Origin of the sequence: Saccharicrinis sp. 156 (genome assembly GCF_050589685.1) — a bacterium.
In the GTDB taxonomy this organism is placed as follows: Bacteria; Bacteroidota; Bacteroidia; order Bacteroidales; family Marinilabiliaceae; genus Saccharicrinis.
Genome location: NZ_JBNGOS010000002.1, coordinates 85791 through 103656, shown reverse-complemented (window position 1 = coordinate 103656; position 17866 = coordinate 85791). Strand labels below are relative to the sequence as shown.

At 39.6% G+C, this 17866-nt stretch carries 17 protein-coding genes; 4 read left to right on the top strand and 13 right to left on the bottom strand.

The genetic code is table 11. From position 1 onward, the window contains the following. Positions 1-223: 223 nt before the first annotated feature. From ACRD64_RS01160 to ACRD64_RS01140, 5 genes are all read right to left on the bottom strand, one after another. Complete coding sequence (locus tag ACRD64_RS01160; RefSeq protein WP_430931313.1) at positions 224-3175, bottom strand: chemotaxis protein CheB; 2952 nt, start codon at positions 3173-3175, stop codon at positions 224-226. Between the two features lie 217 nt (positions 3176-3392). Then, positions 3393-4091, bottom strand: a complete 699-nt coding sequence (locus ACRD64_RS01155; protein WP_430931312.1) for an aromatic aminobenezylarsenical efflux permease ArsG family transporter — start codon at positions 4089-4091, stop codon at positions 3393-3395. A gap of 100 nt (positions 4092-4191) precedes the next feature. Further along, positions 4192-4710 (bottom strand): nitrophenyl compound nitroreductase subunit ArsF family protein, encoded by a 519-nt coding sequence (locus ACRD64_RS01150; protein WP_430931311.1) that lies wholly within the window; start codon positions 4708-4710, stop codon positions 4192-4194. Between the two features lie 109 nt (positions 4711-4819). After that, positions 4820-5050: a thioredoxin family protein gene (locus ACRD64_RS01145; RefSeq protein ID WP_430931310.1), complete on the bottom strand. Its 231-nt coding sequence runs from the start codon at positions 5048-5050 to the stop codon at positions 4820-4822. Between the two features lie 126 nt (positions 5051-5176). After that, complete coding sequence (locus tag ACRD64_RS01140) at positions 5177-5479, bottom strand: ArsR/SmtB family transcription factor (protein ID WP_430931309.1); 303 nt, start codon at positions 5477-5479, stop codon at positions 5177-5179. Between the two features lie 306 nt (positions 5480-5785). Here ACRD64_RS01140 and ACRD64_RS01135 point away from each other — a divergent pair, with 306 nt between their 5' ends. The 4 genes from ACRD64_RS01135 (at position 5786) to ACRD64_RS01120 (ending at position 10403) form a co-directional block, all read left to right on the top strand. Beyond that, positions 5786-7645 carry an amino acid permease gene (locus tag ACRD64_RS01135; RefSeq protein ID WP_430931308.1) on the top strand — a complete coding sequence of 620 codons (1860 nt, stop codon included), beginning with the start codon at positions 5786-5788 and terminating at the stop codon, positions 7643-7645. Between the two features lie 120 nt (positions 7646-7765). Then, positions 7766-9565 (top strand): tetratricopeptide repeat-containing sensor histidine kinase, encoded by a 1800-nt coding sequence (locus ACRD64_RS01130; protein ID WP_430931307.1) that lies wholly within the window; start codon positions 7766-7768, stop codon positions 9563-9565. An 82-nt stretch (positions 9566-9647) separates the two neighbouring features. After that, positions 9648-10274 carry a response regulator gene (locus tag ACRD64_RS01125; protein ID WP_430931306.1) on the top strand — a complete coding sequence of 209 codons (627 nt, stop codon included), beginning with the start codon at positions 9648-9650 and terminating at the stop codon, positions 10272-10274. Between the two features lie 3 nt (positions 10275-10277). Further along, positions 10278-10403: a hypothetical protein gene (locus ACRD64_RS01120; RefSeq protein ID WP_430931305.1), complete on the top strand. Its 126-nt coding sequence runs from the start codon at positions 10278-10280 to the stop codon at positions 10401-10403. 27 nt (positions 10404-10430) lie between these two features. Here the strand turns inward: ACRD64_RS01120 and ACRD64_RS01115 are convergent, their stop codons facing one another. From ACRD64_RS01115 to ACRD64_RS01080, 8 genes are all read right to left on the bottom strand, one after another. After that, entirely contained in the window at positions 10431-10838 is a 408-nt protein-coding gene (locus ACRD64_RS01115) for an acyl-CoA thioesterase (RefSeq protein WP_430931304.1), read from the bottom strand. Positions 10839-10847: 9 nt separating this feature from the next. Next, complete coding sequence (locus ACRD64_RS01110) at positions 10848-11885, bottom strand: threonine aldolase family protein (RefSeq protein WP_430931303.1); 1038 nt, start codon at positions 11883-11885, stop codon at positions 10848-10850. Between the two features lie 121 nt (positions 11886-12006). Further along, a complete protein-coding gene (locus ACRD64_RS01105) occupies positions 12007-12561 on the bottom strand; it encodes a glutathione peroxidase (RefSeq protein WP_430931302.1) in 555 nt (184 codons plus the stop codon). Between the two features lie 113 nt (positions 12562-12674). Then, positions 12675-13904 carry a tryptophan synthase subunit beta gene (gene trpB / locus ACRD64_RS01100; RefSeq protein ID WP_430931301.1) on the bottom strand — a complete coding sequence of 410 codons (1230 nt, stop codon included), beginning with the start codon at positions 13902-13904 and terminating at the stop codon, positions 12675-12677. 192 nt (positions 13905-14096) lie between these two features. Then, positions 14097-14669: a hypothetical protein gene (locus tag ACRD64_RS01095; protein ID WP_430931300.1), complete on the bottom strand. Its 573-nt coding sequence runs from the start codon at positions 14667-14669 to the stop codon at positions 14097-14099. A gap of 199 nt (positions 14670-14868) precedes the next feature. Further along, positions 14869-15843, bottom strand: a complete 975-nt coding sequence (locus ACRD64_RS01090) for a M23 family metallopeptidase (protein ID WP_430931299.1) — start codon at positions 15841-15843, stop codon at positions 14869-14871. 415 nt (positions 15844-16258) lie between these two features. After that, positions 16259-16741: a GNAT family N-acetyltransferase gene (locus ACRD64_RS01085; protein ID WP_430931298.1), complete on the bottom strand. Its 483-nt coding sequence runs from the start codon at positions 16739-16741 to the stop codon at positions 16259-16261. Then, on the bottom strand, positions 16735-17592 hold the full coding sequence (locus ACRD64_RS01080) for a histidinol-phosphatase (protein ID WP_430931297.1): 858 nt from the start codon (positions 17590-17592) through the stop codon (positions 16735-16737). Before ACRD64_RS01080 ends, ACRD64_RS01085 begins: the two co-directional genes overlap by 7 nt. Positions 17593-17866: the final 274 nt, after the last annotated feature.

The window sequence follows — 17866 nt, the reverse complement described above, 5'->3', positions numbered from 1 at the left end:
GGTTTTAACACATGAACGTTTTTTTACAAATCCGTAACCCTACAATGCCATAACCGCTACGCGGTATCGTTTCAAAACGTAACATTGTTCTACAATGCCGTAACCTACAATGCCATAACCGCTACGCGGTATGGTTTTAACATATGAACACCTTGGGTTTTCCGGCATTGTAGGTTACGGTGTGTTCAGGATTATTGGTTTTGTTCCGGTTTTTTTATGATCGTTATTCTTGCCGTATAAATCGCAATAGGATTCGATAAGGGAAATCAGGTTCCACATTTATTGTACTGGCCTCAAGGATGTAATGTTGTTTTTCTTTTTGATTGGCGAACACGAAATCTCCGATTGAAAATCCCTCTGCTTTCTTGAGTGCATTATCCAGTTTTGATTTCAATTCAGAATCACCTGTTTTGATACCCAAGGCGGAAAAAATATTCGTTCCGGTAACGGTTTTTTGAATCACTTCAATTGCGGACGACATGGCGGTATTGGCAATAACCATATTGCCATCTTTATCAAGAACGGCCATGGGCTCATTGTTCATATCGAAAATTAAACGCGTTAAATCCATCGCATGGGTAATAATCACTTCCTGGGCTTTTTTCTGAAGATCGATGGATGAAAAAGTTAAAACCAGGCCATCAATCCGGTCATCAATAGTGCGAAAGGGCAATATGCGCATTTTATACCATTCCCCATTATTGGTTTGTACCTCAACATCTTTAGGGATTAAGCTTTTTAAAACATCCTCGCAGTCTGTTATTAGTTTATCGTAAACCAGGTTGCTTACAACATGATTTAAAGGCCGCCCATTATCTGTCGGGATTAGGTTGATAATGGATCTGGCCTCCGAAGTAAATCGCCGCAGGTTCAATTGGTTGTCTACAAAAATGGTAGCAATTTTAGTACTGTTTAACAGGTTGTGCATATCATCGTGCGCTGCCGATAGTTCCTCTAATTTGCCTTGAAGTTCGCTGTTGACCGTCTGCAATTCTTCATTTAAGGATTGAAGCTCTTCCTTGGACGATTCCAGTTCCTCATTGGTGGATTGCAGTTCCTCATTGGTCGACTGCAGCTCTTCGTTGGTGGATTTTAATTCTTCGTTGGAAGACTCTAACTCTTCAATGGTGGCTTGGTGGTTTTCACGGGTATTTAGCAGTTCTGCCTCTAGTTCCGCGATCCTTGATGAATCTTTTGAAGAAAATTCCTTTGAATCTTTTTTTGAATCAACAGGAGTTGACTTGATTTCGATATCATTTAAAACCACCAGGAAATATCCGGTTAATTCATTGGGTGCCTTCATCGGACATATATGCAAATCAATGATCTGCACGCCGCCGTCGGTTTTAACCGGAATCCGTTTTCTGGTTTCCTGTTTCCCCGAGGTTTTAGAAGCGCGCAGGGCGGTGAAAAGCTCAATTTTCAACCCTTCCCTTGCTAAATTCAGGATATTATGAGTAGGTGGCCCGCCGGGTGTTTCAAGATATTTACCTGTCCGACCCTGAACATGTATTATTTCACCTTTATCATCAATAAGAATTGCGGTGGGGGAAAATTGGTCCAAAAGAAGTTTTTTGGTCAACTGGCTATAGTTTATGTTGGGTTTCACCCGGGTCGAAGAGACTTTCCTTTGAATAGCCCCATCTGAAATGCCTCCACTCGGAAAATCTATAATCTGACGTTGTGCGCTTGATATTTCCTTTCTTTTGAATATCTTCCATTTTTTATCCATTACCTTAAATAGATAACCAAACCCCCCAATAGTTTCTGACGACCCCAGCATCAAAATCCCATTTGGATTAAGCGTGTGGTGGAATAAAGGCATCAGCTTTTTTTGCGTCTCGGTGTTCAGGTAGATAAGCAGGTTACGGCAGCAAAGCATATTCAAGTGTGAGAATGGCGGATCCTTGATGATATTCTGGACCGAGAAAATAGTGCACTCTCTGATCACCTTACCGATGCGATAATATTCCCCTTCCTTAATAAAATATTGGTCCAGGCGTTCCTTACTCATTTCCGTGGCGATGCTTAGCGGGTATGTGCCTTCCCTGGCTTTTTTGATGGCAAATTCATCGATATCGGTACCAAACAATTGCAATTCTATATTTTTGGGGATATTCTCCAGGAATTCGTGCAAAATAATGGCCAGCGAATAGACTTCTTCGCCGGTGGAGCATCCGGGAATCCATACCCTGAAAGTTGCATCATTTCCAATCCCGCCAATAATATCGGGCAATACTTTGTCCTTAAGGGCATCATAACTCCCGGCATCACGGAAAAAGCTGGTTACCCCAATTAACAGTTCACGGAACAGGGCATCTATTTCGGTTGAATTCTCGCGCAGGAAGCGAACATAGTTTTCGTGCGACCTTATTTGGTTTAAGCTCATACGCCGGTTAATGCGCCTGATTAAAGTGTTTTGTTTGTAGGTTGAAAAATCCATTCCAACCCGGGTCCGTAAAATAGAGAAGATCTTGTCCAGCCATTTTTGATGGACCTTATCCATTGGTTCTATTGATCCAGTGCTTTCTTGAGGTTTTGAAAAATATTCGACGAGTTTGCCCGGCATTTCTTCAGGCTTCAGCACCATGTCGGTTATACCGGTGTCGAAGGCACTCACGGGCATCCCATCGTGTTCGGCCGATTCCCTGTTCTGCACCAATACCAGTCCTTCATTGGCTTTTATTTCTTTCAGTCCGAGTGTTCCGTCTGTGCCTGTGCCCGATAAAACAACGGCAGCCGAATAACACCCCTTGTCCAGGGCAAGGGATTTGAAAAAATGGTCAATAGGGTGAATAATATGTTTACTCACGATATCGAGCAAGTGAATCTTATTGTTAAATAATGAGATATCCTTGCCGGGTGAGATCACATAAATATGGTTTGGTTCAACTAATAGCCCGTCCCGGGCTTCTTGTACCGGAACCGGGGTTACATATTGCAACAGACCGGACAGCATGCTGGGTTTCGTCGGGGACATGTGCACCACAACGATATATGCCATACCGCTTTTTTCGGAAACATTGGAGAAAAAGGATTTTAAAGCGTTAAGCCCACCTGCCGATGCCCCTAACCCAACTACGGGAAAGGGTTTCTCGTCTACGGTTTTTGATTTGGAGCCAGCTTTTTTATTTGCCTGCCCTTTTTGCTGTTGATTTGTTGTTTTCTTAGTCATGTTAATCACCTTAGTTCCAGGTGGTCTATACAAACGATACACCACTGTTTATAACTGTTCAATATGCATACTTTGCGATGCAGGTACACTTCCTGCTCCATTAAGCATGTATGAATGGAACGAGCATTAACAAATTTAAGAAAAAAGTGACGGGGTGAATATTTTCAATGCCTAAATAGTTCACCCCGTCCTTAAAATATCCTTACTTCAACACCTATTACAGAAAATACAAAACGGAGTAATACGCTCCCACTCCAATAAACACAACAGAAACCACTCTGCGGAACCAGACTTCGAAGTTTTTCATTCCGTTATAGAGTCTGCCCACCGAACCCACGCTAAAGGCCAATATCCAGGCAAATAGGATCACGGGGATACCGGTGGCCAGAGCAAACACCACCGGCAAATAGAGGCCGCTTACACTGCTTATGGTCATAGGAATGAGCATCCCAAAAAACAGCACTCCGCTGTATGGGCAAAAAGCCAATGCAAAAACGATTCCCAACAGTAAGACACTCCAAAAACCGTTATTGGAATTCTCTTCCATTTTATTGGTTAAGCCTGTGATACCCGGGATTTTTATTTTGATAAGCCCCAACATAAACAACCCGATGATAATTAATAACGGTCCCAGAATTTTTTCGCCCCATTCCTGCAGCAAGCCTGTTAGGTTAAATTGTCCGGCACCCAGAAAAAACAATAGTCCCAGCAAGGTATATGTGATTCCGCGACCCAGCGTATAAATCACCCCGTTAAAGAATACTCTTCTTTTATCCTCGATGTCTTTGCCGATAAAACCAATAGCCGTAATATTTGTAGCCATAGGACAAGGGCTAATGGCTGTCATTAACCCGAGTATAAAAGCGGATACCATCGGAATTTGGGCGTTCTCTAGTATGTTGTTTAATATCTCCATTTAAATGTCTTTGTAATATTATACATAACATACTCCTTTACGCCTTGTCTTTGACGCTTTCTTGTCAAAAACATTACCGTAATCGAGTATTATGTTGGTATCAATTCAGCAATCTTTCTATGGTAGAAACCAATTTGGCTTGCAATTTTTCAGGGTTTGTACGGGCATTCATAAATGCCTCGTTGGTAAGATTTACCACCTCATCCCCTTTAACCAAAATCAAGGTTTGTCCATTCACTTTGTATTTGGCCAGTAAAGGGTTATCTTTTTCCTCTTCCCTGTTGATGGACGCAAAAGAAACTTTACCTTCGTATTTTGCCTTCAGTGTTTCGGCAGTTACTTTTTCCACCGCTTGGCAAGTGGCACAGCGACGTGTGGCATGAAAATAGTAGGCCTGAACATCAGCTTTTGCAACCTGTGTGGAAGATGAACAACAGCTTTTAGTCTGAGTATTTTCAGCGCTGCAACAAGATGCCTGGTCAGCTTTTGCTGTTTGCTCACAACATGATTTAGTCTCTGTTTGTGCAGTTTGCTTTGCAGAACTTGAAGTACAGCTTTGAATACCGAAAGTTAAAACTGCCATCGATAATAGTTGTAATAAATTTTTTGTTGTCATCATTTTGTTAAAGTATTATTAAATTATAAACTAAGGCTGTCCAAAATATTTTTAAAAGAAACCTTTTTATTTTATCAGTTTATCAGATCCTTGTTTTCGAACTATTCCAATTCTATTGCAAAAGTTCTTTCAGCTTATCAACCTTTGGAACACTGCCTTTTAAAACAACCTTACCATCCACCACTAAAGCAGGGGTGGTCATCACGCCAAACTCCATGATTTTAACGATGTCCTCCACTTTCGTCACGGTTGCATCAATCCCTAATTGTTCAACGGCTTCTCTTGTTACCTTTTCCAGACTTTTACACTTTGCACATCCTGTGCCCAATACTTGAATATCCATAATTACTGTTTATTTGTTGAGTTATTTATTTGTTGAGTTGTTGAGTTGTTGAGTTGTTGAGTTGTTGAGTTAGTTCATTTTAATTTTATTATTCGTAAAACAACGAACATGTGTTTCAAATTTTTTTTAAATCCTTAAAAATTCCTTGAATAATAGCTGTGCTTCCGCCCAGTTTTCCTTGTTGATACAATATTTAATTCTGGGCGTTTCTATCTCCCCCTGTATCAAACCTGCATCCTTCAGCTCTTTTAGATGCTGCGAAAGAGTTGACTTGGCAATAGTCAATTCCTCGCTTAAATCGCCACTGTAACAACAAGCCTGTTTCGATAACAATTCCAGCACGTACACCCTTACCGGATGTCCCAGTGCTTTGGCATATCTGGCAATTTTCTGCTGTTTTACCGTTTCTATCTCTAATTTAAAACTCATTTCTTAATTTACGTTCGTATTTTAACGAACAAAATTAAGTACATTTTATTAATGTGCAAGAATTAAATGAAAAAAAAACAGAATTTGATTTTTTTTACTACGAGTTAGGGGCTACGTATAAATCAGTTTTTTTTGCAAGCGTATTGAATTATGGCTGCGCAGATTGCACCTACTAATTTGTATACGACACCGCCGTAACCAACAACATACCGGAGCGCATCGCCATTCAATAAAATTAGCTTATTATCACATGTTTTAGTATCTTATAAAAGTGCGGAAAATGACAGCTCGATTAAGGAATACATCATGGCAGAGAAAAAGCTAAAAAAGGAACTGGGTCTGTTAGATTTGATCTGCATCTCCTCCGGGGTTATGATCAGTTCGGGACTCTTTGTGCTGCCTGCACTCGCCTATGCCAAGACAGGGGCTTCCATAATATTATCATACGCCATTGGCAGTTTAATTTTAATTCCAACCATATTGTCTAAATCAGAACTTGTTTCGGCCATGCCCAAAACAGGTGGCATATTCTTTTTTGTAGATAGAAGCATGGGTCCGGCAGTGGGTACCCTGGCCGGAATTATTGCCTGGTTATCATTGGCCTTCAAATCGGCTTTTTCACTAATTGCCATTGGCATATTTGTAATTCTGTTTAAACCCGATATCAGCTTAACAGAAATTAAGACCATCGGTGTGGCCTGTTGCTTATTTTTTATGGTCATTAATCTGAATGGCGTTAAAATGGCCGGTAAATTTCAGCGAATTATTGTTTTATTCTTGATTGGGCTACTTATTGCGTATGTCACCATAGGAGCCTTTTCAGTTGATCTTACCCGGTTTATACCTTTTACACCCATGGGTATTGTTCCTGTTTTCACAACGGCAGGCTTTATCGTTATATCCTTTTCGGGCACATCAAAAATTGCAGCCATTGCCGGTGAGGTGAAGAATCCCAGTAAAAACATCCCGCTAGGTATGTTTTATTCCTGGGCTATTGTTTCTGCTCTTTATATATTGGTTGTTTTTGTGACCGTCGGCATACTCGATCCGGATGAACTAAAAACTTCCCTTATGCCCATATCTCTGGGCGGAGACTATATAATGGGTACACTGGGACTGGTAATTATGAGTATCGCAGCTATTTTGGCATTTGTTTCCACAGGTAATGCAGGTTTAATGTCAGCTTCCCGAAACCCTTTGGCAATGGGAAAGGACAACCTTTTGCCTAAAACATTCAGTATAATTTCTAAAAATGGCGCCCCTTGGGTCTCTATTGTAGTTACCACAATATTTATGATTACGGTCATCCTGTTTTTGGACCTGGACAGTTTTGTAAAAACAGCTTCAGCTTTAGAGCTCTTTTTGTTTATCCTATCCAATATGGCCGTTATTTTTATGCGCGAAGGCAACATTAGTCATTACCGTCCAAAGTATATCGCCCCTTTGTATCCATGGATACAGATATTCGGGATTATATGTTATAGCCTGTTATTTATTAAGATGGGAACAACGCCTATCTTATTTGTGAGTATCCTTGTTGCTTTGTCCCTTATTTGGTACTTTTTTTTCACCCGAGGAAAAATTAAACGCGAATATGCGATATTACACATCGTTGAACGCTTAACCGGTATTCAACAAACCGACCGGTATTTGGACGAAGAATTACGCAAGATACTTATTGAGAGAGACGACATTACACATAACCGGTTTATCCGGATGATAAGGGACTGCCCTTTGATAGATATCGAAAAATCAACCTCATTAAAGAAAGTAACCGAGACCGTTGCCGAATTGCTATCGGAAAAACTGAAAATTAGTCCGGTAAAATTACTGGCACAGTTAAAAAAACACGAAAAAGTACCCGAAACTATTATCCGCTCAGGTATTGCCTGCGTTACATTGAATATTAAAGGAAGGAACAATATACTGATATTATTGGTAAGAGACAGGGAAGGAATCACGTTTCAAAAATCCGACGCTCCCATACATACGGGTTTTGTTATTGTCAAAACCAAAGATGAATGGCATTATCATTTGCACGTAGTTTCGTGGATTGTTGAAATAGCCACCAGTAAAAATTTTGAACGGAATTGGTTAAATGCTAAATCCGACGATGAGTTGAGAAAGGTTTTAATCAATGCTTTGAAAAACCCGGCATCCAAATGATGGTATTATTTCTTTCATTACAACATTATTATACATCTAACATATAAAAAATACTTGAATCGTAATTAAAAATAACTTATCTTTAGTTTTGATGTATGATAACGGTTTAATTTCATCTCCATGACTTTCGTAAAAAAGCCTTTCAAATCCAATAATTCTTCGATTTATTTATCGTGGCTATTGCTATTTTTGGGGTTCGCTTTTCTTATAAATACACACCTGCCGGCGCAAAATATAACCAATGACACGAAAGAAGACTCTATCCGTTACATTCAACATGCAACGTTGGCTCAATCTTATTTAAACCGGCATCAATACGACAGCACTTTTAAACATGGCCAATTGGCATTGGAATTATCGGAAAATATATGGCCTGCTGAAAAGGTTCATCTTTATGGTATCTTGGGGCAAGCCCATTATTTCACGGGCGATCATCAAAAAGCCATCGACGGGCATCTCAAGGCGCTCAAACTATGCGATGATTTTAGTTTAGATAGCCTAAAACCAAAGATCTTTATCGACTTAAGTAATGTACATATCCGTTTGGGCAATTGGGGCACAGTGCAGAAATATCTTCATCAAGCCATCCACCAATCAAAAGAGTTTGGTCAAACGGAGTTTTTTACAAAAGCCTCTTCAAACCTGGGAATGGTTTATGGAATGCAAAACAAAACAGACAGTGCCCTCATTATGTTTGAAAGCGCTTTGGATGCCTATGGAAGAGATTCATCCATATTGTCAGTCTCAAAAATATATAATAACCTTGGCGTGGTATATGAGAGAAAGCTGGACAACACCAATGCCTATATCCATTATAAAAAAGCATTGGAGATTGCTCAAGCTGTCAACGACAAAGCATCTGTGGCCATAGGCTATCAAAATGTCGGTCATGCCTTATCAAAACTGGAAAGGTACCATGATGCCATGGAATATTTTCAAAAAGGTCTACAACTATCCAGGGAGTTAAATTACCGCGATATAGAAAGAGATGGATTATACAACTTATCTGTACTCTATGAGAACATGGGCAACTATAAAAAAGCGTTGGAAGTACGAACCCAATTTATCAACCTACACGATAGTTTGGTGAACGATAAAAATTTAAAAGCCGTCTCAGAACTGGAAATCAAATACCGTTCGGAGAAAAAAGGAAACGAGATACTGGCCCTCAAAAACGCCAACCTCGAACACGAAGCCAAAATTCAAGCACAAAAGAAATTAATTCGTATTGTAATGGGAATTGTTTTGTTGTTGGTTGTACTTTCCATTTTCGTTTTTGTTATCTACAGACAACATCAACAGAATAAACTGCAACAAGATGCCATACGCTTAATTACCGAAACGCAGGAGGAGGAACGACAACGCATCGCATCCGATCTTCATGATAGTGTGGGGAGCTTAATCGCATCCTTAAAAATTAACCTGACCAATACAACGGCAATAACCGAAGAACGTGATTTACATCTTTTGGATGAACTAAGCCGGGAAGTAAGAAGCATAGCACATAACATTATGCCTGGTACGCTTAAAAAGATGGGACTGGTTGCCGCCATCAAAAGCGAGCTAAAAAGAGTGGAAGAAGTGTATTCGCACCATACTATATTTACCGAGTTTGGGTATGAAAACAGACAAAACTTAATGCGCGAGATACAGATATTCAGAATTTTTCAGGAGGTGCTGCAAAACGCAATTAAACATGCCAATGCGCAAAACATCAATATTCAGCTGACCAACAATAAAAAGAACATCAATCTGATAGTGGAAGATGACGGAATAGGTTTTGATTCGAAAAATGTGGAATTAAAAAATGGACTAAGTAGCATTTCGTACCGGATAAAAATATTAAACGGCAAATTTAATATCGATTCCTTTCTGGGAAGAGGTACATTGGTGAACATCTCAATTCCAATTCAGGGGTAGATTGCACAAGATGGATGAGGGATAGATCAAAGATTGATTCAGCTTTATGGCGTTCATACATGTGTGACAACTAACATAAAACATGAAAAACAAGACTGTAATATTCGCCGACGACCACCATATACTTTTGGAAGGATTGGTATCCATGGCCGAATCCAGTGGCATGGAAGTGCTGGGAACTGCGCCCAACGGCGAGGAGGTATTAAAACTGATCCATAGTAAAGGGGCACCTGATTATCTGGTTCTGGACATTGAAATGCCGGGTGGAAAAGATGGCATCACGACTGCGGCGATATTGAAAAAAAAATATCCCCATTTAAAAATTGTGATATTATCGATGCACAAAGAAAAAGAGTTTATCAGAAAAACTTTACAAACAGGTGTCAATGCCTATGTATTAAAAGATTCGGGCAGTCACGAAATTTTACAGGCCTTTGAAGCACTGGAGGCAGGTAAATCATATATAGATGCAAAGATGTCGGCCAGTCTTTTACAGGAAGATAATGACGCTGCTCACCCTCTCCTATCACCAAGAGAAATTGAAATTATTAGGCTGATCGCTGAACAGCAAACCACCTCCCAAATAGCAACCCAACTGCACCTGAGCAAGCACACCGTTGAAACTCACCGTAAAAATATCCTTTTTAAACTGGAACTGAAAAACAGTGCCGGTTTGGTAAAATATGCCATCAAAAACGGGATTATATAACCTATGGCCGAAAGCGGGCCACTATGCAAGTCGCCCAGAGAGATTCATGGCCCTTATGCGGAAGGTGAAGTTATCGTGTTAGAAATGTCGTATCCCGGACAAGCGATTGATTTGCATTACATACGATAGGTCAGGATAGTCGTCTTTGCCATTGATCTATTTACAACTGTTTGTTGCCAATGCTTCCACAACCTCATTGCAAATTCCCAATTTACCGTCGATTAACGTAGTGGTCGTTATGGTTCCTTTCAAACACAGTTTATTATCGGGTAACCTACATATATTTTGGTAGAACATAATCCTTACCCCTTTTTGCTCACATTTTAATTTGACCACAAACCTGTCGTTACTTTTCAACGGATATTTATATTGAAGATCGGCCCTGGCCACCACTGCCTTGATTCCACGGTCGTTCAAATCCGTAAAATTTAAACCTACAGTCTCCAGGAACTCATGTCGCGTATGTTCAAGATAGTTCTGATAAACCGAATTGTTTACTATCCCCTGCAGGTCACACTCATAATCCCTTACCTTGAATTCCAGTTCGAAGTCGTATTTATCCATGGCGATATTTTAGGCCAAGACAGCCAGTTTTTCTTTAATCAAATCAACAAAATCATCAATATCCTCCTCCTGCGTGTCAAAAGAGGTCATCCACCTGACCTCCGACCTTTCGGCATCCCACACGTAAAAGAAAAACTCTTGCTGTAACGGTTCAATTATTTCATCAGGCACAATGGCAAAAACACCGTTACTTTGAACTTTTTGGGTAATCTTTATTTGCGGAATATCTCGGAGTTTACTGGCTAATTTCGAGGCCATTTTATTGGCATGACTTGCATTTTTATACCACAAATCATTTTCGAGTAACGCTTCAAACTGCGCCGCAGTATATCGCATTTTTGAATGAAGCTGTGCGGTTTGTTTGCGAATATACTTAACGGCTCCTGTGTTTTGATTAAAAAACAGCACCGCTTCACCAAACATCAATCCGTTTTTGGTTCCACCAAAGGACAAAACGTCCACCCCGGCATCCACCGTCATTTCCTTAAACGTACATCCTAAAGAAGCCGCTGCATTCGAAATTCTGGCTCCATCCATATGCAGATACATATTGTTTTGGTGAACATAACCGGAAATTTCCTTTATCTCTTCAATAGTATATAGGGTGCCCAGCTCCGTTGCCTGCGTGATGCTTACTATTTTAGGTTGAGAATGATGCTCAAAACCAATTCCATGCATGTACGACTTTATACCTTCCACCGTTAGCTTTCCCGTATCCGTTTTTATGGATAAGAGCTTACATCCTGAATGCTTTTCCGGCGCCCCGCACTCATCCACATTAACATGTGCCGTTTCGGGACAGATAACTGCATGATACGGGCTAGCCAAGGCCTGGATAGCAATAACATTGGCCCCCGTTCCATTGTAAACAAAAAAAACTTCGGTTTCCTGCCCAAATATATCCTTAAATTTAACAATGGTTCTCCGGGTAACTTCATCATCACCATAACCAACCGAGTGGCCGCTGTTTACTTTTTCTATCGCTTGCAGTATATCCGGATGAACCCCCGAATTATTATCGCTGGCAAAACCTCTTAATCTTGACATAAACTAATTTTTAATGCCCGAATTTGCGAATAATTATCGAAATCGAATATACTTTTGCACAAAAAAAGCCGGTAGCCATGCGCACCGACCTTCTCACTCAATTGTAGAACCAGTAAATAACTTAACTTTTCCCTTCAATCCAATTTAAAATCTCTTCATCATCGGGCTTCGTCCTGGGTGATATTACTTTTACCAAATTCCCTTCTTCATCAATTAAATACTTTTGAAAGTTCCATTTTACACTGCTGTCTTCTAGGCCATTTTTTTCTTTTTGCGTTAACCACTGATAAACGGGAGCCATATCGTCGCCTTTAACAGATATTTTTGCCATCATAGGAAAAGTAACCCCGTAATTTTTTGTACAAAAAGCTCTGATTTCTTCCGCAGTTCCGGGTTCTTGTTTCATAAAATTATTGGCGGGGAATCCAATAATCACAAAATCATCCCCCCCGTATTTTTTATAAACAGCTTCCAGTTGCTCATATTGTCCAGTCAACCCACATTTAGAAGCGGTATTCACCACCAACACTTTTTTACCTTTCAATTGAGACAATGAAAATTCTTCCCCTTCCAGGGTTTTGACTTTGAAGTCATAAAAGGAAGTCTGGGCATTAACCCCTAGCGTTAATAAGGCAATTACAATAGCAGATAGTAATGTTCTATAGGTGTTGTTCATGGTGTTCAATTTAATAGTTACTTACAAGTAACCTTTAGTCCATAACTTTTGTTTCAACAGCAATAAAAAATCCGATACAAAAAGCATCGGATTTTTTAGGGGACACACGACTTTTACAAGCCATATTCCTTTCCAAATTTTTCAACCACATAATCAATATCCTTATCCCCTCTTCCGGACAGATTTACCAATATGGTTTTTTCTTTTGACAGTTGTGGTGCTAATTTCATGGCTTGCGCCACGGCATGTGAGCTTTCCAATGCCGGAATTATTCCTTCCAGGCGGGATAACGCAAAAAAGGCATCAACAGCCTCTTTGTCTGTTATGCTTTCGTACTTAACACGGTTGATATCTTTCAAATAACTATGCTGAGGTCCGACACCGGGATAATCCAGTCCACTGGCCACGGTATTTACCGGGGCAGGTTCTCCCTTATCGTCCTGCAACAAATAACATTTAAACCCATGGATCATTCCCGGCTTACCTAGTGTTAAAGTAGCCGCATGATCGCCTGTTTTAAAGCTAGTCCCTGCCGGTTCCACCCCATAAATATTAACTTCCTGATCCTCAAGAAAAGCAGAAAAAAGACCTATCGCATTGGAGCCACCGCCCACACAAGCAATTAAGTTATCTGGCAGTTTCCCTGCTTCTTCCATCATTTGTTCTTTGGCCTCAACGCCAACTATCGACTGGAAATCGCGAACCATCATGGGGAATGGATGCGGGCCTACGACCGAACCGATAGCATACAACTGGTTAACAGGATCTTTTAAATAAGCTTCGAAAGCAGCATCAACAGCCTCTTTTAATGTTTTTAACCCATGTGTCGCGGGAATAACTTTAGCCCCTAATATGCCCATTCGTACCACATTAGGATGCTCCTTTTCTATATCCACCTCTCCCATGTAAATATCACACTCTAAACCAACGAGGGCCGCTGCCGTTGCCAGAGCAACACCATGCTGTCCCGCACCAGTTTCGGCAATGATCTTTTTTTTGCCCATTCTTTTGGCCAAAAGTGCTTCTCCTAAACAATGGTTAATTTTATGCGCCCCTGTGTGGTTTAGGTCTTCCCTTTTAAGATAGATTTGTGCCCCCCCTAACTTATCCGAAAGGTTTTTGGCGTGAAATAACGGGGACGGACGACCTGTGTAATGTTTTTGTAAATATCGAAGTTCTTCAATAAAAATGGTGTCATCTTTAATTTTTTCGTAAGCTTCGGTTATTTCCTGCATAATCGGCTCCAGCATAGGTGGCACAAAACGGCCTCCGAACTCACCAAAAAAGCCATTTTTATCAGGCATTACCGAAGCTGTCAGTAAGGAGTTGTCAACTTTTTCCATAAACTCATGAATGATTTAAACGAGATATAATAAGATAAACACAATAATAAATTAATTATTTGACAACTCAAAAGATGATGCAAGCCAAAATAGATTTAATTATCCAAGCTGCCTCTCCATTGTTTTGATAGCAAAAGCTAAAATTGAGGACATTGGTTTTTCCGTGTTTTGACTGAATTTGATTGTGTTTATCTAATAGCCTATATCCGTAAAAACGCCATCAGTTATTTGAAAAGAAACAGTGTTATCTGAAATATCGATTGATTTAAAGGAGAATGTCCCAGAGATTAATCTATTATCAAAGTCTATTTTCGTAACGGTTGCCATAGAAGCGGGCCCCTGTTCCGAATCACTGATAATGTCGGTATCATCTCCCTCGGTTCTGCTTATTCGGAAAAAATCGCCATCGAAGCGTTTAAGCCCCATATTTAAATCAGCGCCGCCCACAAACACGTCCCCAGCTTTTATGGAGCTGAAATCGGTTCCGAACAAAGAAATAATGATCCGTTCTTCAAATCCGTTCAATTCTCTTTCTCCTTCAATCTGAAGATCATATTGGTTATAATCCTCATCGATATGCAAATCAACCGTGATGGGGAATACACCGGCCGACTTAAAATTTTCGCCATCAATTTTTGCGGTTATTGTGCCGGGTTCGTTGGTCATAAATTCCTCCAATGAACCTTCTTCTTCATCACATGAGCCCAACATAAAAAGGAGCGATAAAAATATTATACCAATATGATATTTCCTTAACTTCTTCATAAACCTATATTTATAAGTACTGATCAATTAAAAAGTATTATAGTATTTATTTGCGTTAATTTAAGCAAAGTTTATCGCCAAGTCAATACCGTTTCTATTTTAGCCTTTTGTATAGCTTGATACGTGCCTAACTCAAAAAAAAGAAGGAACCCGATACGGGTTCCTTCCTTCTAATTGTAACTAAAGCTAAGTATCTAATTTACTCCATTGTATTCTCCACGCTTTGTGCCTGAGCCACTACAGCCTTATATTCATCCGGTGTAAGGTCGCTGAAAAAATATTTAACGGGATCCACTTCTTTTCCTTTAAGGTGCACCTCGTAATGCAGATGCGGGCCTCCTGAAAGGCCGGTACTTCCCACTTTACCGATTACCTCTCCCCTTTTAACCTTTTGGCCTCTCTTCACCTTCTGTTTGCTCATATGCGCATACAAGGTCTCCAGGCCATACCCATGATCAATTACGACCATCTTTCCGAAACTATCCGAAAAACGAACTGTTTTGACTTTGCCATCGGCTGACGCATAAATATCAGTGCCACTATTGGCAATCAGGTCGATTCCCTCGTGAGGACGCCATCTTTTTAAAATAGGATGATATCTATGCGGCGAGAACCCTGAACCTATCCTTTTTAAATCCCAGTTGGCAACCGGTATGATGGCAGGCAGGCGTTGCAACCTATCCATATTCACCAGGCTCTTTTTGAACAGGTCTTTATACGATCCTTCCTGGACATTCATCTTTGCCACTATATCATCTAATTTTTTAAACGACGCGATCACCTCTTCAGGTGTGCTGGTATTCTCTAGATCCGCATATTTGTTTGTACCTCCAGTACCGGCTTGTCTCACCTGGCTATCCAAAGCGTGTTCGCCAAGCATCGTCCTGTACAAACTGTCGTCCAAGGCAGCCAAACGCTGCAAAGTTTCGTTGGCTTCGTCTATTCTTCCATACAACAGTTCATATTTGTTCTGCATACTCTCTATTTGCCGAGCCTGCAACTTTTCAACAGGTGTTGCATAACCCACAAAAGCCATGACCCCAAAAACTATGATACCAATCAAGGCACCTGACAAAACATAGGGTAAATATTTCTTCATTTTAGCCCTTAACGAAACATCTACTGCGATGTAGGTCAAGGACTCCGGATCAAATATGTACTTTTTGTTAGCCATATTTCTATTTTTTGTTATAACTCAATGCTTTTCGAGCTAATTATTGATAATAGGTATTGATTAACCAGTTAGATCTATATTATGCAATTCTTTCAAAACCGAATGACATGCGCATAACACTTTGTCAAAACTTGTTTTTATTACGAAGGCTAACATAAATTGTTACAACAACAATTAGCAAACCATAAGATTTGCCTTGCTGCAATTGACTTTCAGAACCTAACTCATTAAATATAGAATATGGAATTACCTGCCCACCTAAGAAAAAGTGACGTAACATTTTTGGCTATTAACCTCAAACAATGAGGGTTTTATCAAATAGACCCGTTATAAATTAATAAGAATTGAAACTTTTTTTATTGATCGTAATTTCGATGATATGGTCGTTCGAAAAAAAATATAATTTTATTTACCATCACAGGTCTTTTTGCCAAAAATACATGGGTGGAAGGCATTCCTCAAAGCCCTTTTTTTTGTACAATCGTTGTGCTTTGGGATTATCGTGACGGACTTCAAGGGTTATTTTACAGTAATTATGTTCAATTCCGAAGTTACTGATCAGGTCCAAAAATGCATTTCCTGCACCTATATTTCTGCATTCAGGAGCAACCACAAAATCGTGTATGTTAATTAATTGTTTGGCTTTAAACGTAGAAAAGCCGACAAAGCAATTGGCCAATGCGATATACTTACCCTGATATTTCAGCATGAAACCAAGATAGTTGTTTTGCGACATTAAGCCCTCAATAATTCTATGCCCTAATTCTAAAGGCAACGGGGAATTCAATCCCATATCATCCAACATATAATCATTCATCAGTTTCAATAATGCATGCTGATGATCTTTCTGTTTTATATCGATAATTACTAATACAAAAGGGTTAACTTTTTCTACCATAGTAAACCATACTTATTAAATTCTACATCGGTCCAATTTCCATTGACGAATTCTTTAAGCGTTTTAAATCCCGCCTTACGTAATTCTCCGGCTACATATTCATAACCTATTTCTAATTTATCAGGATAATGGGCGTCGCTATTTATAGTGACCGAAATCTCTTTTTCCAATAGTTTTGGAAAAAGTTCTACCCCCGGAAACAACAAACCGTTTCGTTCGTACAATTTGGTATTGATTTCAACAATAATATTTTTTGATGCAATACAGTCTAACGTATCATTTACTTCCCTTAAATACCAATCGGCATTTTCATCAAACAACGGTTTTGTAACATTGTGCATTTTAATTTTGTCGAAATGCCCTATAATATCAAAACTTTGTGTATTAATCATTTCCCTGTTAAGCTGGAAGAAGCGCTGCACGGCAGTTTTAATATCTCCATTATATATTTCATCCAACCCTTTTGTAAACTCATCGAAACTGCCATCTATAGGCCATGGGGTTCCATTCTTAAATTTGTCGACAAAATGAATCGAACCTATTTTATAATCCAGGTTAATATCGCTCAGAATTGGATGGTCGGGGCCGGTTATACCAGGTATATAATCTATTTCCAAAGAAGTATAAACATGTATATTGGATTGATATTTTAGCTTTAATTCCTGTATCTGCTGCAGATAGTCATCCACATCATCTGGCTTCATTGTCCAAAAACAATCAAAAGGTACGGGGGCATGGCATGATATGCCAATCGCCTTCATATTGTTTTTAATAGCTTGCTGTATATACTCTTCTATTTGCCCGTGACCGTCGCAGAATTTGCAATGACCGTGATAATTCGTCCAACTCATTATTCAAAGCATTTATTATTTGCAATAAAAATCAAATATTTTTTACGGAATTCAAACTTTAATCTCAATATTTATTGAAAAATAACATAAATCATCCTTTCCCAATAACAAACGCAATATCCGCAAAGGATTTCTAATGCATATGGCGGGAATAAGGCAGGAAAATGTACCATGCTCGAGAAATTGAGGACAAATTTGTCTTTGTAAAAAAGATCGGTCGAATGAATCGATATTAACTATACATTGATTAACTTTGCGCTCGTTTTTACAAAAG